This is a genomic window from Pseudomonas sp. MIS38 (genome assembly GCF_019891575.1).
GTDB classification, from domain to species: Bacteria; Pseudomonadota; Gammaproteobacteria; order Pseudomonadales; family Pseudomonadaceae; genus Aquipseudomonas; species Aquipseudomonas putida_A.
The window spans coordinates 201536-225729 of sequence record NZ_JAFLXF010000008.1 but is presented as its reverse complement, the minus strand read 5'-3'; the positions used below and the strand labels follow the sequence as shown (position 1 = coordinate 225729).

Annotated in this window: 26 protein-coding genes; 21 read left to right on the top strand and 5 right to left on the bottom strand. The window is 60.9% G+C overall.

Annotated elements, in window-relative coordinates; genetic code table 11:
• Positions 1-152: 152 nt before the first annotated feature.
• The 10 genes from J1G18_RS12245 to J1G18_RS12200 all read left to right on the top strand — a co-directional run bounded on the left by J1G18_RS12245 (position 153) and on the right by J1G18_RS12200 (position 11390).
• Positions 153-869, top strand: a complete 717-nt coding sequence (locus tag J1G18_RS12245; protein WP_047598787.1) for a FadR/GntR family transcriptional regulator — start codon at positions 153-155, stop codon at positions 867-869.
• 132 nt (positions 870-1001) lie between these two features.
• Positions 1002-1877, top strand: a complete 876-nt coding sequence (locus J1G18_RS12240) for an SMP-30/gluconolactonase/LRE family protein (protein ID WP_135296330.1) — start codon at positions 1002-1004, stop codon at positions 1875-1877.
• Between the two features lie 270 nt (positions 1878-2147).
• Entirely contained in the window at positions 2148-2966 is an 819-nt protein-coding gene (locus J1G18_RS12235) for an SDR family oxidoreductase (RefSeq protein WP_223007755.1), read from the top strand.
• A 278-nt stretch (positions 2967-3244) separates the two neighbouring features.
• Complete coding sequence (locus tag J1G18_RS12230) at positions 3245-4249, top strand: substrate-binding domain-containing protein (protein WP_027612369.1); 1005 nt, start codon at positions 3245-3247, stop codon at positions 4247-4249.
• A gap of 33 nt (positions 4250-4282) precedes the next feature.
• Positions 4283-5827: an L-arabinose ABC transporter ATP-binding protein AraG gene (araG, locus tag J1G18_RS12225; RefSeq protein WP_134787069.1), complete on the top strand. Its 1545-nt coding sequence runs from the start codon at positions 4283-4285 to the stop codon at positions 5825-5827.
• Between the two features lie 12 nt (positions 5828-5839).
• A complete protein-coding gene (araH, locus tag J1G18_RS12220) occupies positions 5840-6808 on the top strand; it encodes an L-arabinose ABC transporter permease AraH (RefSeq protein WP_027612371.1) in 969 nt (322 codons plus the stop codon).
• A gap of 269 nt (positions 6809-7077) precedes the next feature.
• Positions 7078-7791: a GntR family transcriptional regulator gene (locus J1G18_RS12215; protein ID WP_223007754.1), complete on the top strand. Its 714-nt coding sequence runs from the start codon at positions 7078-7080 to the stop codon at positions 7789-7791.
• The gene (locus tag J1G18_RS12210; protein WP_223007753.1) at positions 7788-8786 is read left to right on the top strand and encodes an ADP-ribosylglycohydrolase family protein; all 999 of its coding nucleotides are present in this window, start codon (positions 7788-7790) and stop codon (positions 8784-8786) included. The genes J1G18_RS12215 and J1G18_RS12210 overlap by 4 nt, the downstream gene beginning before the upstream one ends.
• Before the next feature lie 215 nt (positions 8787-9001).
• Positions 9002-10468 (top strand): purine-cytosine permease family protein, encoded by a 1467-nt coding sequence (locus tag J1G18_RS12205; RefSeq protein WP_098965008.1) that lies wholly within the window; start codon positions 9002-9004, stop codon positions 10466-10468.
• Complete coding sequence (locus J1G18_RS12200) at positions 10461-11390, top strand: PfkB family carbohydrate kinase (protein WP_223007752.1); 930 nt, start codon at positions 10461-10463, stop codon at positions 11388-11390. Before J1G18_RS12205 ends, J1G18_RS12200 begins: the two co-directional genes overlap by 8 nt.
• A 116-nt stretch (positions 11391-11506) precedes the next feature.
• Here J1G18_RS12200 and J1G18_RS12195 read toward each other — a convergent pair whose 3' ends face one another.
• The 4 genes from J1G18_RS12195 to J1G18_RS12180 form a co-directional block, all read right to left on the bottom strand.
• Positions 11507-11887: a Rho termination factor N-terminal domain-containing protein gene (locus J1G18_RS12195; protein ID WP_134787064.1), complete on the bottom strand. Its 381-nt coding sequence runs from the start codon at positions 11885-11887 to the stop codon at positions 11507-11509.
• A gap of 63 nt (positions 11888-11950) precedes the next feature.
• Positions 11951-12208, bottom strand: a complete 258-nt coding sequence (locus J1G18_RS12190; protein WP_096794892.1) for a hypothetical protein — start codon at positions 12206-12208, stop codon at positions 11951-11953.
• Between the two features lie 44 nt (positions 12209-12252).
• Positions 12253-12597, bottom strand: coding sequence for a hypothetical protein (locus J1G18_RS12185; RefSeq protein WP_096794893.1), 345 nt, complete (start codon positions 12595-12597; stop codon positions 12253-12255).
• Positions 12598-12694: 97 nt separating this feature from the next.
• Positions 12695-13348: an HD domain-containing protein gene (locus J1G18_RS12180; protein WP_135296327.1), complete on the bottom strand. Its 654-nt coding sequence runs from the start codon at positions 13346-13348 to the stop codon at positions 12695-12697.
• Positions 13349-13563: 215 nt separating this feature from the next.
• Here J1G18_RS12180 and J1G18_RS12175 point away from each other — a divergent pair, with 215 nt between their 5' ends.
• From J1G18_RS12175 to J1G18_RS12130, 10 genes are all read left to right on the top strand, one after another.
• Positions 13564-14043 (top strand): GNAT family N-acetyltransferase, encoded by a 480-nt coding sequence (locus J1G18_RS12175; protein ID WP_003226995.1) that lies wholly within the window; start codon positions 13564-13566, stop codon positions 14041-14043.
• A gap of 158 nt (positions 14044-14201) precedes the next feature.
• Positions 14202-14864, top strand: coding sequence for a hypothetical protein (locus tag J1G18_RS12170; RefSeq protein ID WP_135296326.1), 663 nt, complete (start codon positions 14202-14204; stop codon positions 14862-14864).
• Positions 14861-15355: a PAAR domain-containing protein gene (locus J1G18_RS12165; protein ID WP_098965003.1), complete on the top strand. Its 495-nt coding sequence runs from the start codon at positions 14861-14863 to the stop codon at positions 15353-15355. The genes J1G18_RS12170 and J1G18_RS12165 overlap by 4 nt, the downstream gene beginning before the upstream one ends.
• 5 nt (positions 15356-15360) lie before the next feature.
• Positions 15361-16095, top strand: a complete 735-nt coding sequence (locus J1G18_RS12160; protein WP_098965002.1) for a hypothetical protein — start codon at positions 15361-15363, stop codon at positions 16093-16095.
• The gene (locus J1G18_RS12155) at positions 16092-16619 is read left to right on the top strand and encodes a hypothetical protein (RefSeq protein ID WP_098965000.1); all 528 of its coding nucleotides are present in this window, start codon (positions 16092-16094) and stop codon (positions 16617-16619) included. Before J1G18_RS12160 ends, J1G18_RS12155 begins: the two co-directional genes overlap by 4 nt.
• A gap of 205 nt (positions 16620-16824) precedes the next feature.
• Complete coding sequence (locus J1G18_RS12150) at positions 16825-17814, top strand: 2-dehydro-3-deoxygalactonokinase (RefSeq protein WP_098964999.1); 990 nt, start codon at positions 16825-16827, stop codon at positions 17812-17814.
• 19 nt (positions 17815-17833) lie between these two features.
• Positions 17834-18454 (top strand): 2-dehydro-3-deoxy-6-phosphogalactonate aldolase, encoded by a 621-nt coding sequence (locus J1G18_RS12145; RefSeq protein ID WP_103369247.1) that lies wholly within the window; start codon positions 17834-17836, stop codon positions 18452-18454.
• 48 nt (positions 18455-18502) lie between these two features.
• The gene (gene dgoD / locus J1G18_RS12140; RefSeq protein WP_007961968.1) at positions 18503-19651 is read left to right on the top strand and encodes a galactonate dehydratase; all 1149 of its coding nucleotides are present in this window, start codon (positions 18503-18505) and stop codon (positions 19649-19651) included.
• Positions 19652-19831: 180 nt separating this feature from the next.
• Positions 19832-21136 carry an MFS transporter gene (locus tag J1G18_RS12135; protein WP_223007751.1) on the top strand — a complete coding sequence of 435 codons (1305 nt, stop codon included), beginning with the start codon at positions 19832-19834 and terminating at the stop codon, positions 21134-21136.
• 60 nt (positions 21137-21196) lie between these two features.
• Entirely contained in the window at positions 21197-22000 is an 804-nt protein-coding gene (locus tag J1G18_RS12130; RefSeq protein ID WP_096794901.1) for an IclR family transcriptional regulator, read from the top strand.
• Here J1G18_RS12130 and J1G18_RS12125 read toward each other — a convergent pair.
• Positions 21997-23049 carry an NAD(P)-dependent alcohol dehydrogenase gene (locus tag J1G18_RS12125; protein ID WP_027612386.1) on the bottom strand — a complete coding sequence of 351 codons (1053 nt, stop codon included), beginning with the start codon at positions 23047-23049 and terminating at the stop codon, positions 21997-21999. The two genes, J1G18_RS12130 and J1G18_RS12125, sit on opposite strands and share 4 nt — an antisense overlap.
• A 190-nt stretch (positions 23050-23239) precedes the next feature.
• On the opposite strand from J1G18_RS12125, the gene J1G18_RS12120 reads away from it, so the two are divergent.
• A complete protein-coding gene (locus J1G18_RS12120) occupies positions 23240-24130 on the top strand; it encodes an AraC family transcriptional regulator (RefSeq protein WP_223007750.1) in 891 nt (296 codons plus the stop codon).
• The last annotated feature ends 64 nt before the right edge of the window (positions 24131-24194 follow it).

The following is a 24194-nucleotide window of genomic DNA, read 5'->3' as shown; positions in this document are numbered from 1 at the left end:
GTGCAGCAGTCAATACATAGGGTGACTGTCACACCGCCTTCGGGAGCAAGCCCCCTCCCACATTGATTGATGGACAACCTGAAAATCTGATTTGACACCCAATCATATGATCATTAGCGTGGACACCCATCGCCAACTGCTTTGAGGTCTCCATGTCCAGCAGCTTTCATGCGTCAACGGTCGATTGGCTGGGCAGCTGGATTGCCGCTGGCCAGGTCAAACCGGGGCAGGCGATCAAGGTCGAGGCGGATCTGGGCGAGCAGTTAGGTGTCAGCCGCACGGTGATTCGCGAAGCGATCAAGACCCTGGTCGCCAAAGGCATGCTCGAAGTCGGGCCTAAGGTTGGCACTCGCGTGTTACCGGTACGGCGCTGGAACCTGTTCGATCCGCAAGTGGTTGGCTGGCTGTCGCGCAACGGCCTGCCGGAAAACTTTGTTGATGACCTGCTCGACCTGCGCCGCACCATCGAACCGATGGCCGTGCGCTGGGCCTGCGAGCGCGCCAGCCTGGAGCAGATTCACGCGGTGCAACTGGCCTACAACGCGCTGGAACGGGCGGTCGACAGCGGCATTGATTACAACCGTGCCGACCAGGCCTTCCACGAATGCATTCTGGCCGCCAGCCACAACCAGTTCATCGAGCAAATGGTCCCGGCCCTCGGCGCCTTGCTCGCCGTGTCGTTTGAAGTCTCCGCTGCCGACCCCGATGAACTACGGCGCACCTTGCCGATCCACAAAGACATGGCCGACGCCATTGCTGCCCGTGACTCAGCGCGCGGGGTCTGGGCCTGCATGACCTTGATCGACAACGCCGACCTGGCGATCAAACGCTTTTACCCGCAGGTGATGGCCGACAAAAAAGCCAGCTGAGAACACAAATCCCCCTGTAGGAGTGAGCCTGCTCGCGATAGCGGTGGGTCAGTCACAATCGTCGTCACTGACCCACCGCTATCGCGAGCAGGCTCACTCCTACAGTTAGAACAACAACATGAAGGATTCAATATGCCGTTGACCGCCGTAACCCAACACCGCGCCAGGCTCGGTGAAGGGCCATTCTGGGACGCCCCGACCCAGGCGCTGTACTGGGTCGATATCGCCGGCAAGCAGGCGCTGCGGCTGATCGGCAACAATGTGCAGATCTGGCAGATGCCCGAGCACGTTTCCGCGTTCATCCCCTGTGCCAGCGGCGACGCGTTGGTGACATTGAGCAGCGGCGTGTATCGACTGGATCTCGATTCCCCGGGCCTCGAACCACGCCTCACGCTGTTCTGCATCGCCGACCCCCAACCCGGCAATCGGCCCAACGAAGCACGCTGCGACGCCCAAGGCCGACTGTGGCTCGGCACCATGCAGAACAACATCGGTGACAACGGCGAAGACCTGCCGATCGAGCGTCGTTCCGGTGGCTTATTCCGCATTGACCCCGACCAGCGTGTCACGCCATTGCTGCTCGGTCTCGGCATTCCCAACACGCTGCTGTGGAGCGACGACGGCACCACGCTGCTGTTCGGCGACAGCCTCGACGGGGCGCTCAATCGCTATTTCATTCACACCGACGGCAATCTGGATAACGCCGAGATCTGGTATGGCCCTGACCAGAATGGTGGCCCGGACGGATCGGCAGTCGACGCCGAGGGCTATGTCTGGAACGCCCGTTGGGACGGCAGCTGCCTGCTGCGCCTTACGCCGGACGGCAAGGTCGACCGCAAAATCGATCTGCCTGTCAGCCGGCCAACCAGTTGCGTATTCGGCGGCGAAGACCTGAAAACCCTGTACATCACCAGCGCCCAGAGTCCGCGCAACCATCCACTGGATGGCGCAGTCCTGTCGATGAGGGTCGATGTGCCGGGCAAACTCTGCACGCGGTTTGCAGGCTGAATCCCAAAATATGGGATGCAAAATTATATATTGAGATTATTTGGCAGTCGGGTTTATAGTCGGCTCCAGCAGTAACACGCACTCACACTTAAAAAGAACAAAACAGGTGAAGTGATGCAGCGAACCTCTATCGCACTCCTCAGCGGAGTCAGCGTCTCGCAACGGCCCGGCGTCGCTCGCCGCGCCTGCCTGTTTCGTTTTCACAGTCTTCCAGACCGGACATCGACAGATGCCCGGTTTTTTTGTGCTGACGAACAGGAGTCCTGATCCATGGCTGAACCTCTTTCCTTGCCGCCGGTGCCCGCGCCGCCGAAGGGTGAGCGTTTGAAAAACAAAGTGGTGCTGCTGACCGGTGCCGCTCAAGGCATCGGCGAAGCCATCGTTGCCGCGTTCGCCTCGCAGCAGGCCAGACTGGTGATCAGCGATATTCAGGCAGAGAAGGTCGAGAAGGTTGCCGCTCAGTGGCGCGACAAGGGCTACGACGTGCAGGCGATCAAGGCTGACGTCTCGCGCCAGCAAGACCTGCATGCCATGGCCAGACGGGCCATCGAGATGCACGGGCGCATCGACGTGCTGGTCAACTGCGCCGGAGTCAACGTGTTCCGCGACCCGCTGCAAATGACCGAAGAAGACTGGCGTCGATGCTTCGCCATCGATCTGGACGGCGCCTGGTACGGTTGCAAAGCCGTGCTGCCGCAGATGATCGAGCAGGGTGTCGGCAGCATCATCAACATCGCCTCGACCCATTCCAGCCACATCATTCCCGGCTGTTTCCCGTATCCGGTGGCCAAGCACGGCCTGCTTGGGCTGACCCGAGCGCTGGGAATCGAATATGCGGCGAAGGGCGTTAGGGTCAACGCCATCGCCCCGGGGTACATCGAGACGCAACTCAACGTCGATTACTGGAACGGTTTCGCCGATCCGCACGCCGAGCGTCAGCGAGCATTCGATCTGCACCCGCCGAAGCGCATTGGCCAGCCGCTCGAAGTGGCGATGACCGCCGTGTTTCTGGCCAGTGATGAAGCGCCGTTCATCAACGCCTCGTGCATCACCATCGATGGTGGGCGCTCGGTGATGTACCACGACTGAGTGGATCGTGTTTCAGGCGGTGAACTCCGCGTGAAATCCAATCATCATACGATATGACTATTTTCAACAGGCTTTGCAGCAGTACGTGTCACGCCACCACACCTGTGGCGAGGGAGCTTGCTCCCGCTCGGCTGCGCAGCAGTCGTAAATTCGGGCTGCGCGGTGTGTTTGATTGACCGAGGTAACCGGTTTTAGGGCCGCTTCGCAGCCCAGCGGGAGCAAGCTCCCTCGCCACAAGCTGTTTAATTTGCTCAAAAAAAATAACAAGGAGTCAGCTTATGAAACGTCGTTTCGGAATTCGTACCCTGTGCAGTGCCGCGCTGGCGGTCACCGCGTTCAGTCTGAGCAGTACGCTGCTGGCTGCCGATGCCGTGAAAATCGGTTTCCTGGTCAAGCAGGCTGAAGAGCCGTGGTTCCAGACCGAGTGGGCTTTCGCCGAAAAAGCCGCCAAGGACAAGGGCTTCGAACTGATCAAGATCGCCGTGCCGGACGGCGAGAAAACCCTCTCGGCCATCGACAGCCTCGCGGCCAACGGTGCCAAAGGCTTCGTGATCTGCCCGCCGGACGTCTCGCTCGGCCCGGCGATCATGGCCAAAGCCAAACTCAATGACCTGAAAGTGATTGCCGTGGACGATCGTTTCGTCGACGCCAACGGCAAGTTCATGGAGGACGTGCCGTACCTCGGCATGGCCGCGTTCGAAGTCGGCCAGAAGCAGGGCAACGCGATGGTCGCCGAGGCGAAGAAACGCAACTGGGACTGGAAAGACACCTACGCGGTGGTCAACACCTACAACGAACTCGACACCGGCAAGAAGCGCACCGACGGTTCGATGAAGGCGCTCGAAGACGCCGGCCTGCCGAAAGACCACATCCTGACCGCCGCACTGAAAACCCTCGACGTGCCGGGCAGCATGGACGCCACCAACTCGGCGCTGGTCAAGCTGCCCAGCGCAGCGAAGAACCTGATCATTGGCGGCATGAACGACAACACCGTGCTCGGCGGCGTCCGCGCCACCGAAGCCGCCGGGTTCGCTGCGGCCAATGTGATTGGCATCGGCATCAATGGCACCGACGCCATCGGCGAGCTGAAAAAGCCCAACAGCGGTTTCTTCGGTTCGATGCTGCCTAGCCCGCACATCGAAGGCTACAAGACTGCCGAGATGATGTACGAGTGGGTCACCACCGGCAAAGAACCGCCGAAGTACACAGCGATGGACGACGTCACCCTGATCACCCGTGAGAACTTCAAGCAAGAGCTGGAAAAAATCGGCCTGTGGAATTGATGGCTGCTCGATCGGTGTGAAGAGGTGACTCAGATGCACGCGCAAGTACAGACACATGCAAGCAGCGCCGGCGGCAGCCTGCGCTTCAACGGGATCGGCAAGACCTTCCCCGGGGTCAAGGCGCTGGACGCCATCAGCTTCGTCGCCCATCCAGGGCAGGTGCACGCCTTGATGGGCGAGAACGGCGCTGGCAAATCGACCCTGCTGAAAATCCTCGGTGGCGCCTACATTCCGAGCAGCGGCGAGTTGCAGATCGGCGAGCAGACCATGGCGTTCAAGTCGACCGCCGACAGCATCGGCAGCGGCGTCGCGGTGATTCACCAGGAGCTGCATCTGGTGCCGGAAATGAGCGTGGCCGAGAACCTGTTTCTCGGTCATCTGCCGGCCAGTTTCGGCCTGATCAATCGTGGCGTCCTGCGCCAGAATGCCTTGGCCTGCCTCAAGGGCCTGGCCGATGAAATCGATCCGCAGACCAAGGTCGGGCGCCTGTCGCTCGGTCAGCGGCAACTGGTGGAAATCGCCAAGGCGCTGTCCCGTGGCGCGCATGTGATTGCCTTCGATGAGCCGACCAGCAGCCTTTCGGCGCGCGAAATCGACCGTTTGATGGCGATCATCAGTCGCCTGCGCGATGAGGGCAAAGTGGTGCTCTACGTCTCGCATCGCATGGAAGAAGTGTTCCGCATTTGCGATGCGGTGACGGTGTTCAAGGACGGCCGTTACGTGCGCACCTTCGATGACATGAGCCAGTTGACCCACGATCAACTGGTGACCTGCATGGTCGGCCGCGACATTCAGGACATCTACGATTACCGCAGCCGTCCACGCGGCGCGGTGGCGCTGAAGGTCGACGGTTTGCTCGGCCCGGGGCTGCGTGAGCCGGTGAGTTTCGAGGCGCACAAGGGCGAGATTCTCGGGCTGTTCGGCCTGGTCGGGGCCGGGCGCACCGAGCTGTTCCGCTTGCTCAGCGGGCTTGAACGCAACACCGCCGGACGCCTCGAATTGCGCGGGCATGAATTGAAGTTGCGCTCGCCGCGTGACGCGATTGCCGCCGGGATCCTGCTGTGCCCCGAGGACCGAAAAAAAGAGGGGATCATCCCGCTGGCCAGCGTTGCCGAGAACATCAACATCAGCGCGCGCGGCGCCAATGCCAGCCTCGGCTGCCTGCTGCGCGGGCTGTGGGAGAAGGGCAACGCCGACAAGCAGATCAAGGCGCTGAAAGTCAAAACCCCGCACGCCGGTCAGCAGATCAAATTTCTGTCCGGCGGTAATCAGCAGAAGGCCATTCTCGGTCGCTGGCTGTCGATGCCGATGAAGGTGCTGCTGCTCGACGAGCCGACTCGCGGCATCGACATCGGCGCCAAGGCCGAGATCTACCAGATCATCCATAACCTGGCCGCCGACGGTATTTCGGTGATCGTGGTGTCCAGCGACCTCATGGAGGTGATGGGCATTTCCGACCGCATTCTGGTGCTCTGCGAAGGCGCGCTGCGCGGCGAAGTCAGCCGCGACCAGGCCAATGAATCCAACCTGCTGCAACTGGCTTTGCCGCGCCATCGCGCTGACGGCGTGGCGAACTGAGAGGTGACTATGATGACCATCCAAAACAAGGCGCTGCCGACTCCCCGCAAACCGCTGGACCTGCGGCGCTTCCTCGACGACTGGGTCATGCTGCTGGCGGCGATCGGTATCTTCGTCGCCTGCACGCTGCTGATCGATAACTTCCTCTCGCCGCTGAACATGCGCGGGCTGGGTCTGGCGATTTCCACCACCGGCATTGCCGCGTGCACCATGCTGTATTGCCTGGCGTCAGGTCACTTCGACTTGTCGGTGGGCTCGGTGATCGCCTGCGCGGGGGTCGTTGCGGCGGTGGTGATGCGCGACACCAACAGCGTGTTCCTCGGCGTCAGCGCAGCGCTGGTGATGGGCCTGATTGTCGGGCTGATCAACGGCATCGTGATCGCCAAGTTGCGGGTCAACGCGTTGATCACCACGCTGGCGACCATGCAGATCGTTCGCGGCCTGGCCTACATTTTTGCCAACGGCAAAGCGGTGGGCGTGTCGCAGGAATCGTTCTTCGTCTTCGGCAACGGCCAGTTGTTCGGCGTGCCGGTGCCGATCCTGATCACCATCGTCTGCTTCCTGTTCTTCGGCTGGCTGCTGAACTACACCACCTACGGGCGCAACACCATGGCCATCGGTGGCAACCAGGAAGCGGCGTTGCTCGCCGGGGTCAACGTTGACCGGACCAAGATCATCATTTTCGCCGTGCACGGCGTGATCGGCGCGCTCGCCGGGGTGATTCTCGCTTCGCGCATGACCTCCGGGCAGCCGATGATTGGCCAGGGTTTCGAGCTGACGGTGATCTCGGCATGCGTGCTCGGCGGCGTGTCGCTGAGCGGCGGGATCGGCATGATCCGCCACGTGATTGCCGGGGTGCTGATTCTGGCGATCATCGAGAATGCGATGAACCTGAAGAACATTGATACGTTTTATCAGTATGTGATTCGTGGTTCGATTCTGTTGCTGGCCGTCGTCATCGATCGCCTGAAACAACGCTGAGATCAAAAGCTCCCCCTCACCCTGGCCCTCTCCCAGAGGGAGAGGGGACTGATTGGGGGACCTTTCAGAGATACATCGACCTGAAAGTGCTTTGCTGAATCCATAATCGACTGGATTTTTCAGGTCGATGTAGAGCGTGAAACTGCTCGGTCAGTCCCCTCTCCCTCCGGGAGAGGGCTAGGGTGAGGGGCTTTTGATTCTCCCGCCTTCTGTCACCTTCCCTAAATTTCCCTTGCCCGCCCGCACCCGTTTCGGTTATCACTTTGTACATGATTAGACAGGTACGATTTGACAAGAAACAACGGGTGGTCGACGAACTCGTCCGGCGCATCGAAAGCGGCCTCATGGAGGACGGCTTTCTGTTGCCCGGCGAGCATCAGTTGGCTCAGGAATTCAATGTCAGCCGTGGCACGTTGCGCGAAGCGCTGGCCGAACTGAAGCGGCGCAATTACATCGCTACGCAGAGCGGAGTCGGCTCGATCGTCACCTTCGACGGTGTCGTGCTCGATCAGCGCAGCGGCTGGGCGCAGGCCTTGGCCGACAGCGGGGCGCTGATCAACACCGAAGTGCTGCGCCTGGAAGCGGTGACGCGGCCTGATCTGCTTTCGCGCTTCGGCACCGACCAATTCATCACCCTCGATCGCCGTCGTCGTTCCAACGACGGCACGCTGGTGTCCCTTGAACGTTCTTTGATGCCGGCCACCGGCGGCCTGGAAAGCCTGCCGCGGGTCGGTCTGATCGACAACTCGCTGACCATCACCCTCGCTGCCTACGGCTACATCGGCGAACGCGGTGATCAGTGGATCGGCGCCGAACCGCTGAATGCCGAAGACGCTGAGCTGCTCGGGCGCCCGGTCGGCACCGTGTTCCTCAAGGCCCTGCGTACCACATACGACCGGCAGAACCGTTTCATGGAGCAGGTCGAAAGCCTGCTCGACCCGGCGCATTTCCGCCTGCACCTGCAATTTGGAGAATCGAAATGACCGCGCTCAACCGTGCCCTCGGTGCGTTTTATGGCCTGGCCCTCGGTGATGCGCTGGGCATGCCGACGCAATCGTTGAACCGCGAAACGATCAAGACCCGCTTTGGCCGGATCACCGATCTGCAGGATGCCGGTCCTCTGCAACCGATCGCCGCCAACATGCCCAAGGGCTCGATCACCGACGACACCGAACAGGCGATTCTGGTCGGCGAGTTGCTGGTCGAAGGCAAGGGTCAGATCGAGCCGGCAGTCCTCGCCCAACGGCTGATCGAATGGGAAGCCGAGATGCAGGCCAAGGGGTCGCAGGACCTGCTCGGCCCGTCGACCAAACGCGCCATTGAAATGATCCTTGCCGGCCACTCGCCGGAGGAGGCCGGGCGTTACGGCACTACCAACGGCGCGGCGATGCGCATCACACCGGTGGGCATTGCGGCAGACGTCGCCGATCCCGAGCGTTTCATTACGGCCGTGGTGCAGGCCTGTCAGGTCACCCACAACACCACGCTGGGGATTTCCAGTGCGGCGGCGGTGGCGGCGGTGGTCTCGGCCGGGATCAACGGCATGGATCTGGGCGAGGCATTGAACCTTGGCCAGCAGATTGCGCAACAGGCCGAGGCACATGGGCACTGGGTGGCCGGCGGGCGCATCGCTTCGCGCATCAGTTGGGCGCGAACCATCAGCGTCGACAGTGACAAGGCGCTACTGGCGGATCTGCTGTACGACGTGATCGGCACTTCGGTGGCCTCGCAGGAATCGGTGGTGGTCTCGTTTGCCCTGGCGCAGCAAGTGGCGGTCGGCGAGATGAGCGCGTTCGAAGCGTTGTGCATGGCCGCCAGTCTTGGCGGCGACACCGACACCATCGCAGCGATTCTTGGCGCCATGCTCGGGGCCTGCCTGGGTCTCGAGAGCTGGCCGGCGCCGATGATTGCCACGGTCAAAGCGGTCAATCATCTGGAGCTTGAACCGTTGGTGCAGGGGCTGTTGACCCTGCGTTGACTGAGCTGACGCCTTCGCGAGCAAGCCCGCTCCCACAGGGGATTTGAGCCGTTCACAAATCTCCTGTGGGAGCGGGCTTGCTCGCGAATGGCGCGCTGCGGATTACGGATTTTTACCCCGCAATGGATCGCACAGACAGGCCGAGGATGGCCGGGATGTATTGTCGTTTTGAGTCATTGCCACAACCACAATAAAGGCAAACAGGAGCACTGTTCATGAGTTCAACAAACGCCGGGCCAAGCGCCGGGCAACTGGAAACCCGCGGCATTGAGCCGGTGCCGGAAGCTGAGTGCAACGGTCATCCGCTGCAACTGTTCTGGGTCTGGTTCGCCGCCAACATTTCCATTCTCGGCCTGCCATTGGGCGCCACGCTGGTGGCGTTTCGCGGGCTGGCGATCTGGCAGGCGATCATCGTTGCCATCGTCGGCGCCGCCGGTTCGTTCGCCGTGGTCGGGATCATCTCGATTGCCGGCCGCCGTGGCCGCGCGCCGAGTTTGACCTTGTCGCGGGCGATCTTCGGCGTGCGTGGCAATATCGGCCCGACGCTGGTCTCGCTGATGTCGCGGCTGGGCTGGGAAACCGTCAACACCACCACCGCCGCGTTCGTGTTGCTGTCGTTGTGTTCGATCCTGTTCGGCTCGCCGGTTGAAGCGAAAAGTGCGCCAGTGCTGACGCTGATCTTCATCGCGATTTTCGTCCTGCTGACTCTGTCGGTTTCCGGCCTCGGTCACGCCACCTTGCTGGTGATCCAGAAGTGGGCGACCTACGTGTTCGGCGCGCTGAACATTCTGGTCGGCGGCTTCCTCTGCGCGACCATCGACTGGAGCGCGGTGTTCAACGCCACGCCAGCGCCGCTGAGCGCGATGATCATCGGCATCGGCACCATGGCCGCCGGCACCGGGATCGGCTGGGCTAACGCGGGTGCGGACATGTCGCGCTATCAGCACCGCAGCGTCAAGGCTGTACGGCTGGTCGCCTCGGCGGCGTTCGGTGCGGGGATTCCGCTGGTGCTGCTGATCACCCTCGGCGGCCTGCTGTCGGTGGGCAACAACGATCTGGCATCGGCGACTGACCCGATCGTGGCCATCCGCGACATGCTGCCGACCTGGATGGCCGTGCCGTACCTGATCACCGCGTTCGGTGGCTTGCTGCTGTCGAACAACCTGTCGGTGTACTCCGCCGGTCTGACCACGCTGACCCTCGGTCTGAAGGTCAAACGCGTCTACGCGGTGGTGGTCGACATCGTGGCGATCTTCGCCGGCTCGATCTACTTCATGCTGATTGCCGACAGCTTCTACGGCCCGTTTATCACCTTCATTTCGCTGCTGGCGGTGCCGATCACCGCGTGGGTGGGGATCTTCGTCGTCGACCTGATTCACCGTCACTACTACAGCCCCAAAGACCTGCTCGATGTCAGCCCGAGCAGCGCCTATTGGTATCGCGGCGGCATCGAGTGGCGCGCGTTCGGCGCGTGGGCGATTGCCATCGTGCTCGGCTTCAGTTTCACCACCATCGGCACCACGGCCGAGAACGTCTGGTTCAAGGGCTTTTTGTCCGACTCGTGGCTGGGCCACAACGGCCTCGGCTGGATCGTGACCTTCGTGGTGGCCGGTGGCATTTACCTGGTTCTCGGCGGGGCGAAAGATCGTCGCGCCGCGCAAGTCGAGAATGCTCATGCCTAAGATGTTGCACACCGGCCAGGTCATTATCGACTTGGTCATGGCCGTGGATCAGTTGCCGCAAGTCGGCGGCGATGTGCTGGCGCAGTCTGCCGCTTTCGAGGCTGGCGGCGGCTTCAACGTGATGGCCGCAGCCGTACGCAATGGTTTGCCGGTGGTTTATCTCGGTCGCCATGGCTCCGGACGTTTTGGTGACTTGGCGCGTCAGGCGATGAAGGATGAAGGCATTCACATCGGCATCCAGATGCCTGCACAACGCGATACCGGGATATGCGTGGCGCTGACCGATGCGTCGGCCGAGCGCAGTTTCATTTCCTACATCGGCGCTGAAGGTGAGGTGACCGGAGAGGACTTGAACAGCGTGGCGGCCGAGGTGGGCGACTACGTTTATGTAAGCGGTTACAGCCTGCTGCACGCAGGCAAGGCGCAGGCGCTGCTGGACTGGACGCTGGCGCTGCCGGAGGTGATCAACGTGGTGTTCGATCCGGGGCCGTTGGTGGAGTCGCCGGACTCGCCGTTGATGCGGGCGCTGCTGCCGCGCATTGATGTGTGGACCAGCAACAGCGTCGAGGCGTTGCGCTTTACCGAGGCTGCAGACATTGCTCAAGCGCTGGATCGGCTGGCGGATCATCTGCCCAAGGATGTGCTGATGGTGGTGCGCGATGGACCACAGGGTTGCTGGATTCAGCAGCGTGGCGAGCGACGGCATGTAGCGGGGTTTGCGGTAAAAGCCGTGGACAGCAACGGGGCGGGTGATGCCCACGCCGGGGTGTTCGTCGCCGGGTTGGCGCAGGGTTTGACAGCCCATGAGGCGGCGCGGCGGGCGAATGCGGCGGCGGCTTTGGCAGTGACGCGATGGGGGCCGGCGACTTCGCCGGGCGCGGCTGAAGTGGATGGGTTTATCCGCGAGTCCTGCGGCGACTGATCAACCGCCTTCGCGAGCAAGCCCGCTCCCACAGGGGGGATTTGCGTCTTTCACAACTCCAATGTGGGAGCGGGCTTGCTCGCGAAGAGGCCATACGGCTCAGCACAAAATATGGATCAGCCGGCCTTGCGCAACGCCGCAATCAACTCATCCTTGCGCATCGAAGAACGCCCGGCAATGTTCTTCGCCCGCGCCTCTTTGCGCAGACTGTCGAGAGTCTGCGTCTCGCGCGAGGCCTTGCTGTCGCGCGCATGTCCCCCGCGACTGGCCACCGCTCGCCGCGATGATTCTTTGCGGTCTTCGGACTTGGCACTCGCCGGTTTCTTGCGTCCGGAACCGCCAGCCTTTTCGCCGCCGCCCGACTGTTTGTTGACCGTCGCCCAGGCACGCGCCTCGGCTGCATCCTTCGACAAGCCTTTTTTCTCATAGCTGTCTTCGATGTGTTCGGCCTTGCGCTTCTGTTCGGCGGTGTATTTGTCTTTGCTTCCACGAGGCATGGGATTTCTCCTCTTGTGTGCAGATTCGGCCGCTCGCCGCACCGGCAGCGAGCGGCCTGAGGTCTACTGCAGATCCAGCTTGCGCGCCGCTTCGACGCCAGCCGCACTGAGCTTGATCGGCAGATTCAACGAGTGTTCGCCGGCCTCGTTGCAGGTCACATGACCGTGGTGGATCAGTCCGCGATCCTGCAGAGATGCGAGGGCGCTGGCCACCACTTTCTCGCCGCGATAATTGTCCAGCACCTCTTTGCCCAGTCCGCTTGGATGGGCGTGCAGCAGGCGGGTGAGGACTTCTTTTTCCAGGTTTTTATCGACGTTCATGGTTACCTCTTCATGGATGTGAATAGGACGCTCGCGTCGGCGAACTACTGGCTGCCGCCCTCGGAGCCCGAGCCACCGGTGGTGGTTTTCGAGCCGATGCCGGGGCCGGCGTTATCGGGTGTGGCGGGGGAGTCAGGGGTGTTCATGCCACCCTGGCGGCCGGGGTCGCTGCCTTGGGTGCGTGGGTCGGTGCCAGTGGCAGGTGGCTGGTTGATCAATGGAACCCCGGAGCCATCGGTGTTCATGCCTGGGGCACTGTTAATGGCAGGGGCGCGCGGTGATGGAACCGGATCGGTGGGGCCTGTGCCCGCTGCGGTGGTGGACGCGGCGAACACCGCTGGGCAGAGCAGGGCGCTGAATACGAGGGCAGTCAACCTTGACGGGATCATAGGGCTTCTCCAGTGATTGAATTCCTTACCTGTGTTTGGTCTGCCCTTGAATCGGATTGGTGCCTGATGAGCGACGAACGGTCGAGACACAGGATTATCAGTCGAGGCCGATTTCTTCCTTGAACTGCTCCATGAAACCCTTCAGGCGTTGATGGCGGATCTGCGCCAGACGCTGACCGGCGCCAGTCTGGAAACCATCGGCCAGGTGCAGCAGCTTGGTCTGAAAGTGATCGAGGCAGAAGCGGGTGTCGTCGTAGTCGCGCTCCTTGGCTTCAGGGTCGAGCGGGTCGTACAACGCACTGCCCATGCGCCCGGCGACGTAGAAGGTGCGGGCAACGCCGAGCATGCCCAGCGAGTCGAGCCGGTCGGCGTCCTGGACCAGTTTCGCTTCGAGGGTCAGCGGGGTGATGTTGGCGGAAAAACTGTGGGCTTCGATGGCGTGGGTGGCGCCACTGATTTTGCTTTCGGGCCAGTCCAGATCGGCCAGCACGTTGGCGGCTTTTTCTGCGGCGAGGCGCGAAGCCTGCGAGCGCAGCGGCGAGTTTTTTTCCACGGACACGCAATCGTGCAGCAGCACGGCAGCGAGCAACACTTCCAGGTCGCCACCTTCCTCGGCCTGCAAGGTGCGCGCGTTGTGCCAGACCCGTTGCAGGTGGGCGAGGTCGTGGGCACCGTCGTCGCCGGGTTCGAGGGCGTGGGGCAGCAGTGCTGCTGCAAGCGCCTCCACGGGCATAAAAATCTCAGTGTTCATGAGCATCCTTTCAGACTGGCGAAGTTCCTGTGGGAGCGGGCTTGCTCGCGAAGGCGTCAATCCAGTCACCATCATTGTTGTCTGTCAGACCGCTTTCGCGAGCAAGCCCGCTCCCACATTGCAATATCGGCGCAGGATATTCTCTGTGTTGCCATGTGACGAGCGCCGCATCCGGCCTTAGTATGGCGCTTTCCCTTTTCCGACAAGGCCCGTTCATGACGATCGAAATCCGCCCGGCGACCCCCAGCGATGCACCGCAAATCCTCGCCTTCATCACCGAACTGGCAGATTTCGAAAAGGCTCGCCACGAAGTGATCGCCAGCGTCACCGACATCGAGCGCAGCCTGTTCAGCGAGGGCGCCACCGCCCACGGCCTGATCTGCCTGCGTGACGGTGTGCCGATCGGTTTTGCGGTGTTCTTCTTCAGCTATTCGACGTGGCTCGGCAGCAATTGCCTGTACCTCGAAGACCTCTACATCACCCCCGAACAACGCGGCGGCGGCGCCGGCAAAACCCTGTTGCGGCATCTGGCGAAAATTGCCTGTGCCAATGACTGCGGGCGCTTCGAATGGAGCGTGCTGGACTGGAACACCCCGGCCATCGAATTCTACAAATCCCTCGGTGCGCAGCCGCAGGAAGAGTGGGTGCGCTATCGCATGGATGGCAAGGTGTTGCGTGAGTTTGCCGAAGGCTGAGGAGATGATGGCAATCCGATGTTGAAGTGATTGCCGCCACCGCTCTAGTCCGGCATTCTACGCGCCATTTTTGCGCGCTCACGGACGACACCTGCAATGCTTCTGGCAAAACTTCTCCACGCCCGTGGGGCCTTCGCTGTGTCTCTGAGTGACCGGCGATGAGCGGATTGCGGGCGTCAATGCGCCTGTATGGCCTGGTGAAAAACTCAGGCTGCTCTGACAACCCTCAGCGTCAACCGGTAGACATCCTGTGCATCGTCAATCGCACGGGCGGCAAAGCCATTCGTGCGTTTGTGTCGCGGCTCGACGCCGAACTCATGACACGCAGCGCCGGCCTGGGTGACTACCGTGTGATCGCGTTACGCCACTTCGAGCCGAATGCGTTTATCGACGCGCATCAGGGCTGGCTGACGCTGCACATCTGTTGCGGTTTCGTCGCCCCCGCCAGCCATTCGTTGCTCAAGGACGGCGCGTTGATGCCGATGGGCTGGTACGTCTATTCCGAGATCGGCCAGTGGACCGCCGAACATCATCTGGACCTCGGCGTGCAAATGGCCGATCTGCTGCAAACGGCTTACGAGCGTAATCAACTGCGCAATTACAACGCCTGGCTCAACGAACTCGACGACGCCGCGCCGGCCGAACTGGCCTGGCAAACCGACCGCGCCTGGCGACATCTGCAAACTGCCACATCACCCGACAGCCGTGAGCACTGCCACGCACTGTTCGACCCTGTCGACAACCGCTGGCGCTTCGCCGCGACCGACATCGACATCCATCAGCCGCACCCGGAACCTCTGAAGCAAGGAGCTTTGAATTGAGTGGTAAACCCGCCGCCCGCGTCACCGACCCGACCGCCTGCCCATTGCCAGGCCATGGCACCAACCCGATCGTTTCCGGCTCGCCCGACGTCTTCTTCGACGGCCTCGCCGCTGCGCGCATGACCGACAAATCAGCCTGTGGCAGCCCGATCACCGGCGCTGTTTCCGGCACCGTATTCATCAACGGCCTGAACGCCGCAACCCTCGACAGCACCGGTGGCCACGGCAATGTCGTGGTCGGTGGTTCGGGCACGGTGATGATTGGACAAAGTGGCGGAGGGGCAGCGTTTAGTGGGTTGTTGCCGATGCCGGTGCATTTCAATGATCGGATGCAGGTCGTTAATGAAGCCACGGGCGAACCTATTCCCGACCACCCTTATGCGATTCAGCGAGGCGATGGGCGTGTTGAGCATGGCATCACCGATGAACAGGGCTTTACCCATATGGTCAGTTCGCATTTGGCCGAAACTATTAAACTGTTCGTAGAGTGATCGAAATGGAAGTCGAAAATCCCGCACTCAACGATTGTAAAACTGAAGTGGCTGGTCATGAGTTGACCTGCAAGACTGATCAGAGCGTAAAACAGGCTGCGGTTAAAGTAAAAAAAGTTGCAGTGTTTTTTATTGGCGGTGCTGGGGATAAGGAAGAGTACTATCAAAATGAGCCGCCGCATCATAATGTGATGAATGCATGGAAGCAGTTAGAGAAGCGTCTTACTAATGAGCAGAAAGTTGAGGTGAATCTGCCATACATAAGTTACAAAGACGTTCGCGGTGAAAAAGATATTAAAAAGTACGTCGAGCGTCCTTTGAAAGGTGATAAGTCGGTCTATATTGTCGTTGTAGGTCATAGTTTGGGTGGTTGGAATGGTGCACATCTGACTTCGATTTTGAAAGAGCGCGGTTACACCGTAAAGGTATTGGTAACGCTTGATCCTGTTGGCGGTGGCACAGGTGTCTGGATGGTGTCTGATATATATTTCACGACACCGAAGCCCTCGGCAGATTATTGGGTCAATGTATTGGCTTCGCCCAAAGTGACGGATTCATCTGATAACGTTGCCAGCATGGGCGAGCGTTGGGTTATGACATCTGGGCCAGCTATCAACGAAGCGGTAGACGCCAACCATCGTCAGGCAGGGGTCATGTTTGGCGCTACGCTACAGGGTGGTAAATCGGCATGCGATATTGTGTATGAACGTTTGAGTCAATATTTGGAATCTTCGAAATGAAGTCGTTGTTTGTTTTTCTGACACTGCTACTGTGCAGTTCTTGCACTAAGCAACCGGTTCTTCCGGTCATTGATATTGACTTGATTTCTGTCAGTGGTGGAGATGATCACTCATCTTTAGGTATTAAGTTTGGTTCGAAAACCGATCTGTTGAATTTTTTTCAGGATGTGACCGGGGAAAGTCAGTTGGGCGAGTCTTTGTTCTGCTCGCTGGATAAGGATGTCGAGTTTAAGGATTTTGACAAGTTGACTCAGTATTTGGTGGGGGATTTTGTTGAGCTTGATAGTTCTGGATCTAAAGCGGAGCATATTTATATGGCCAAATTGTCCTCGTTTAAAAAAGAGGATGAGGGCGTATCAAATATTTTTATGCCTGCCAGTGAATTATTGCAGGTATTAGGTCAGCGTAATGTCATCTCTTGTAAGGTGTTCACTTCTGCTTATTCATTCGGTGGATATTATTCGAAGTCAATGCTCATCCCAGCAACTGACATCGTGCGTGCGATTCAAGAGAAGCGCGATTGATGGGGCTGAGAGGATTCCGGCTGCTACTGATTGCTGGTTTTTTAACGTGTCGTCCTGCCTGCACCTGAACGGACGTCGTTCAGCGTTAGACAAAATGGACTGATTTAATCCCAAAATATGGGATGTAAAATTACATATTGAGATTTCGCGCTTGAAAGGTCTATAGTCCGTCGCACTCACTGCCAAAAACAAAACAGGTGAAGCGATGCAGGCGCAATTGATCGCGCTCGACTGGGGGACGACCTCATTACGTGCTTACAAACTCGCGGCGGGCGGGGTGGTGCTGGAGCAGCGTGCGCTGTCGTCCGGGATCATGCAGTTACCGAAGACGCCGCGAGTCATCCACGGTGATGAATGCGCCGACGGTTTTGAACTGGCCTTCGAAGAGGCATGCGGCGACTGGCTCGAGGCGCAGCCGGATCTGCCAGTGATCGCCTGCGGGATGGTCGGCAGCGCCCAGGGCTGGCGCGAAGCGGCCTACTGCGAGACGCCGGCGAACGTCGCCAATCTCGGAAATTCCTTACAAACACTGGTCAGTCTGCGCGGCACGCGGGTACATATCGTGCCGGGGGTGATCCAGCGTTCGCGTCTGCCCAATGTGATGCGCGGCGAAGAAACTCAGGTCCTCGGCGTACTGCAGAATCTGCCGGCCGAGGCGGGCGGCGATCTGTTGATCGGTCTGCCGGGTAGCCACTCCAAGTGGGTGGAGGTGGTCGAGGGCCGCATCACTCATTTCGACACCTTCATGACCGGCGAAGTGTTCGCTGTGCTCAGTGAGCACAGTATTCTCGGGCGTACCCAGCAACAGGGTGCGGCGTTCGACGGGTTGGCGTTCGACCGTGGCGTGCAAGTGGCGCTGTCGGCGGACGGCGAACTGGGCGTGCTCTCCACATTATTCAGTGCCCGCACCCTGGGGCTGACCGGTGAACTGGCGCCGACGGCGCAAGCGGATTACCTCTCTGGCCTGATGATTGGCCATGAACTGGTGGCGCTTGCCGCAGCCCAGCGACGCCGACGCAATAGTGCGCATCTGCCGTCGATCATCCTCATCGGCAACGCGCAACTCTGCGCCCGTTACGGCCGTGCCCTCGATGCCTGCGGTTTCGCGCGCGTCACGCTGGCCGAGCAGGCCACCGAGCGTGGCCTGTGGCAACTGGCGCTGGCCGCCGGGCTGCTCGATTCCTTATCCCGTTAACCCTGACTGGAGGCCTGACATGCTCAAGCAAGCATTGGCACAAAACGGTCTGATCGCAATCCTGCGTGGCCTGCATCCGCAGGAAGCCGCTGCTGTCGGAGAAGTCCTGTATGCCGCCGGATTTCGCGTCATCGAAGTACCGCTCAATTCCCCGTCGCCGTACGAAAGTATCCGCATCCTGCGTCAGACCTTGCCCGCCGATTGCCTGATCGGTGCCGGCACGGTGTTGACCCCGGAGCAGGTCGAGCTGGTGAAAGAGGCCGGCGGCCAGGTGATCGTGATGCCACACAGCGACGCCAAGGTGCTGCGCGCAGCGAAAGCGGCGGGGCTGTACCTGTCGCCGGGAGTAGCGACGCCGACCGAAGCGTTCGCGGCGCTGGAGGAGGGCGCGGACATTCTCAAGCTGTTCCCGGCCGAGCAGATGAGCCCGGCGGTGGTCAAGGCGTGGCTCGCGGTGTTGCCCTCCGGGACGGTGCTGGCGCCGGTCGGCGGGATCACCCCGGACAACATGCAAGCGTTCATCGACGCTGGTGTGAAAGGTTTCGGCCTCGGTTCCGGCCTGTTCAAGCCAGGCATGACGGTTGAGCAAGTGGCGGCCAATGCCAAGGCCTACGTGGCTGCCTGGAAGGCCCTTCGCTGAGATTTATCCGGCGCTGCGTGCGCTGCATCTAACAAGAGAGACAAACAGATGAAAATCACCAAACTCACCACCTTCATCGTCCCGCCGCGCTGGTGCTTCCTCAAGGTCGAAACCGATGAGGGCGTGACCGGTTGGGGCGAGCCTGTGGTCGAAGGCCGCGCCCACACCGTCGCCGCCGCCGTTGAGGAATTGTCCGACTACCTGATCGGCAAAGACCCACGCAACATCGAGGACATCTGGACCGTGCTCTATCGCGGTGGCTTCTACCGTGGTGGCGCGATCCACATGAGTGCGCTGGCCGGTATCGATCAGGCGCTTTGGGACATCAAGGGCAAGGCTCTCGGTGTGTCGGTCAGTGATCTGCTCGGCGGTCAGGTGCGCGACAAGATTCGTGTGTATTCGTGGATCGGTGGCGATCGTCCGGCCGACACCGCACGTGCCGCGAAAGAGGCGGTGAGCCGGGGTTTTACTGCGGTGAAAATGAACGGCACCGAAGAGCTGCAGTTCCTCGACTCCTTCGAGAAAGTCGATCTGGCCCTGGCCAACGTTGCCGCCGTGCGCGATGCCGTCGGGCCGAACGTCGGTATCGGCGTCGACTTCCACGGTCGGGTACACAAGCCGATGGCCAAGGTGCTGATGAAGGAGCTCGACCCGTACAAACTGATGTTCATCGAAGAGCCGGTGCTCAGTGAAAACTACGAAGCGCTGAAAGAGCTGGCACCGTTGACCAGCACGCCGATCGCCCTTGGCGAGCGGCTGTTCTCGCGCTGGGATTTCAAGCGGGTGCTGAGCGAAGGCTACGTCGACATCATCCAGCCGGATGCCTCGCATGCCGGCGGTATCACCGAGACCCGCAAGATCGCCAACATGGCCGAAGCCTACGACGTGGCGCTGGCGCTGCATTGTCCGCTGGGGCCGATTGCGCTGGCGGCGTGCCTGCAACTGGACGCGGCTTGTTACAACGCGTTTATCCAGGAGCAGAGTCTGGGTATCCATTACAACGAGAGCAATGATCTGCTCGACTACGTGAAGGATCCGCGAGTGTTCGACTACGACCAGGGCTTCGTGAAGATTCCGAACGGGCCAGGGCTGGGCATCGAGATCAATGAGGAATACGTGATCGAACGTGCGGCGGTCGGCCACCGCTGGCGCAACCCGATCTGGCGCCATGCCGATGGCAGTTTTGCCGAGTGGTGAGTGCCTTCTGACTCACCACAAATCCTTGTGGGAGGGGGCTTGCTCCCGAATGCGGCATGTCAGCTAAAGAGATGTCGACTGACACTCCGCATTCGGGAGCAAGCCCCCTCCCACAATTGATCTCCATGGATGGGAGATGGCGTCAATGACCTCAAATAATCATAAGAAGAGGCACCCCCCATGCCAACGCAAACCCTCACCGGGCAGGCGTCTTTAGTCACGCCTAGCCGCAAGCGGTTTTTCATCATGGTGTTGCTGTTCATCACCGTGGTCATCAACTACCTCGACCGCAGCAACCTGTCGATTGCCGCGCCCGCGCTGACCAGTGAACTGGGCATCGACCCGGTTCACGTCGGGCTGATTTTCTCCGCATTCGGCTGGACCTACGCCGCGATGCAGATTCCCGGCGGCTGGCTGGTGGATCGGGTGCCGCCGCGCATCCTCTATAGCGTCGCGCTGCTGTTGTGGTCGCTGGCCACGGTGCTGCTCGGTTTCGCTGCGAGTTTCATTGCGCTGTTTGTGCTGCGCATGGCGGTCGGCGCGCTGGAAGCACCGGCCTATCCGATCAACAGCCGCGTGGTGACCACCTGGTTTCCCGAGCGCGAGCGGGCCACGGCGATTGGTTTCTACACCTCCGGGCAGTTTGTCGGCCTGGCGTTTCTGACGCCGGTGCTGGCCTGGCTGCAACATGAGTTCGGCTGGCACATGGTGTTCGTCGCGACCGGTGCGGCTGGCATCATCTGGGCAGCGATCTGGTACGCGGTGTATCGCGAACCGCGAGACTTCAAGGGCGCCAACGACGCGGAGATCGACCTGATCCGCGAGGGTGGCGGACTCGTAGACATTCAAGCGCAGACGGCCAAGGCCTCGTTCAGTTGGACCGATCTCGGTATCGTCCTCACTAAGCGCAAATTGTGGGGCATCTACCTCGGTCAGTTCTGCCTGAACTCGACGCTGTGGTTTTTCCTGACGTGGTTCCCGACCTACCTGGTGAAATACCGTGGCATGGACTTCATCAAGTCCGGGCTGTTGGCCTCGCTGCCGTTTCTCGCGGCCTTTGTCGGCGTGCTGTGCTCGGGGTTCTTTTCCGACCTGTTGATCCGGCGTGGCTGCAGCGTGGGCTTCGCGCGCAAGTTGCCGATCATTGGCGGGCTGCTGATTTCAACCTCGATCATCGGCGCCAATTTTGTTGAATCGACACCGCTGGTGATTGCCTTCCTGGCGTTGGCGTTTTTTGGCAACGGTCTGGCCTCGATCACCTGGTCGCTGGTCTCGACCCTCGCTCCGGCGCGGTTGCTGGGGCTGACCGGCGGGGTGTTCAACTTCATCGGCAACCTGTCGGCGATTGCCACGCCGATTGTCATCGGTTTCCTCGCCAGCGGTGATTCGTTCGCCCCGGCGATCTCCTACATCGCGGTGCTGGCGCTGATCGGTGCATTGTCCTACGTGCTGCTGGTGGGCAAGGTCGAGCGTATCGAGTTGTAGTCGTCTGCGTCGGGCGACCATAATGCCGCCCGTTCCCTCGCTCAACGGTAAAGGCTGGATATGCAGGAAGACGCCCCGGAAAAAACCAAGGACGCCGCGCCCACCGGCACCCAGACCCTGCTTCGCGGCCTGGGTGTGGTGCAGGCGGTGGCCAGTGGCGCCCGCGATCTGAAAGAGATCGCCCGGCTGATCGGCACCACGCGCAGCACCACCCATCGTCTGGCCAGTTGCCTGGTCGACGAGCGCTATCTGCGCGTGGTGCCGCAAATCGGCTATCTGCTGGGGCCGAAGCTGATCGAGCTGGGGTTTCAGGCGCGCGAAGAGTTGCCGCTGGTGAGTCTGGCCGGGCCGTACCTGGACGAGTTGTCGGCGTTGACCGGGGACACCGTGCACCTGGGGATTCGTGAAGGCGATGAGGTCCTGTACCTGCTGAAGAATCCGGGGCGTAACGGCCCGGAAATGCGTTCGCGGGTCGGCCACCGGATGCCGCTGGCGCGCACCGGGATCGGCAAGGCGTTGATGCTCGACGATGCACCGCAGGATTGGCAGCGCCTGTACGACATCAGCCTGCCGGCGGGTGGGAAAAGTCAGTTCTGGCCGCAGCATCCGCAGCAGTCGTGGGAACAGCTCGAACAGCGCATGACCGAGTACGTGGCCGGTGGCTACGCCTTCGATCTGGAGGATAACGAACCGTCGATCCGCTGCGTAGCGGCGCCGATTCGTGATGCGAGCAAGCGCATTGTGGCGGCGATCAGTATCGCCAGCACCGTGCCGTACATGCCGCTGGAAAAAATGGCCGAGCTGATCCCCCTGATCAAAGGGGTCACAGCCCGGCTCTCGGCAGAGCTCGGTCTGAAGGTTTAAAGCTTCAACGTCGCCATGTCGATCACGAAGCGATATTTCACGTCACCGGCAATCATCCGCGCATAAGCCTCGTTGATCTGGCGGATGTCGAGCATTTCGATGTCGCAGGTGATGTTGTGCTCGGCGCAGAAATCCAGCACTTCCTGGGTCTCGGCGATGCCGCCGATCAGCGAACCGGCCAGCACGCGGCGGCCCAGCACCAGGTTGGCGGCGTGCACGGGCGGATCGATCGGCTCGATCAGGCCGACCAGAATGTGCACGCCATCAAAGCGCAGGGTTTGCAGGTACGGGTTGAGGTCGTGCTGCACCGGAATGGTGTCCAGCAGGAAGTCGAACCGGCCTGCAGCGGCAGCCATCTGTTCGGCATCGGTGGAGACGATCACATGATCGGCGCCCTGACGACGACCTTCCTCGGCCTTGCTCGCCGAACGGGTGAACAGCGTGACTTCCGCGCCCATGGCCTTGGCGAACTTGATGCCCATGTGGCCGAGGCCGCCCATGCCAAGAATCCCGACCTTGTCACCGGCCTTGACCCCATAGTGCTTGAGCGGCGAGTAGGTGGTGATGCCGGCACAGAGGATCGGCGCGGCGCTGGCCAGGTCGAGTTTCTCCGGGATGCGCACGACGAAGTGCTCGCTGACCACGATGCTGTCCGAATAACCGCCCATGGTGTTGCTGCCATCGACCCGGTCCGGGGTGGCGTAGGTCATGGTCGGGCCTTCGAGGCAGTATTGCTCGAGGTTCTGCTGGCAGGCAGCGCAGGTGCGGCAAGAGTCGACCATGCAGCCGACCCCGACCAGATCGCCGACTTTATGTTGAGTGACGTTCGCACCGACGGCGGTGACTTTGCCGACGATCTCATGGCCGGGCATCAGCGGATAAACCGCGATGCCCCATTCGTTACGCGCCTGGTGGATGTCGGAGTGGCAGACGCCGCAGTAGAGGATCTCGATCGCCACGTCGTCAGCGCGTGGGCTGCGGCGTTCGAATTTCATCGGGGCGAGGGGAGTGGTGGCCGATTGAGCGGCATAACCGATAGCGGTGTACATAAGAAACCTCGCAGAAGCAGTGACAGGTGAGGTGGCGCATTTTGGGCGCCGTCTGCCGCTGCGGCCATGACGATTCCTCCGGGTCTCATGCCTAATCCTCCGGCATGCAGGTCTGGGCAAGCGCATTGGCAAAAGGATCTGCGATGATGCTTGCATGCCTTTTTCCGTGACTTTTTTGAAGACCCCTACGATGCAGTTGACCCGCTACCTTGATGCCAATGCCACGCTGGTTTCGCTGATCGAGCCGCTGGCGCTTTGCGATGGTTACAGCCAGACCGGGCTGCCCGGCGTGCAGGTGTTGCGCGCCAGTTGCGACGTGGCGCGTGGCCCGCACATTTATGAGCCGAGCCTGATGATCATCGCCCAGGGCAGCAAACTGGCGTTCCTCGGCCCGCGCACCATGGAATATGGCGCCGGGCACTACCTGATTCAGGCGCTGCCGGTGCCGTTCGAGTGCGAAACCTTTGCCTTGCCGGATGCGCCGTTGTTGGGGGTGTCCGTGGCGATCGACCGGGTGCTGCTCGGTGAATTGGTGCTGGCCATGGGGCTGGCGCCCGGGCGGCACATTCCGGCGCAAACGCCGGAGTCGATGACCTCGGTGGTGCTCGACGATGACATGCGCGGCTGCGTCGAACGCTTGTTACGCTGCCTGCACGATCCGCTGGAGCGGCAGATTCTCGGGCCGGCGCGGGTGCGTGAATTGCTGTTCACCGCGCTGCGCGGGCCACAGGCCGATGTGTTGCGCGCGCTGGTCGAACAGCAGGGACAGTTCGCCCGGGTGGCGGCGTCGATCAGTCATCTGCATGCGCATTACACCGAGCCGCTGAACGTCGAGACTCTGGCCAGTTGCGCGAACATGAGCGTGTCGTCCTTCCACGAGCACTTCAAGCGCAGCACGCTGTTGTCGCCGGTGCAGTATCTGAAGCGCTTGCGCCTGCTCAAGGCGCAGACCTTGCTGGTCGCCGAGGGGCTGGGCGTGGCGCAGGTGGCGCATCGGGTGGGGTATCAGAGTACGTCGCAGTTCAGTCGCGAGTACAAGCGCTACTTCGAGCGTAGCCCTGGCGACGAACGCGTTGCCTGAGTCGATTAAGATCCCTTGTGGGAGCGGGCTTGCTCGCGAATGCGGTGTATCAGTCAATGAATGG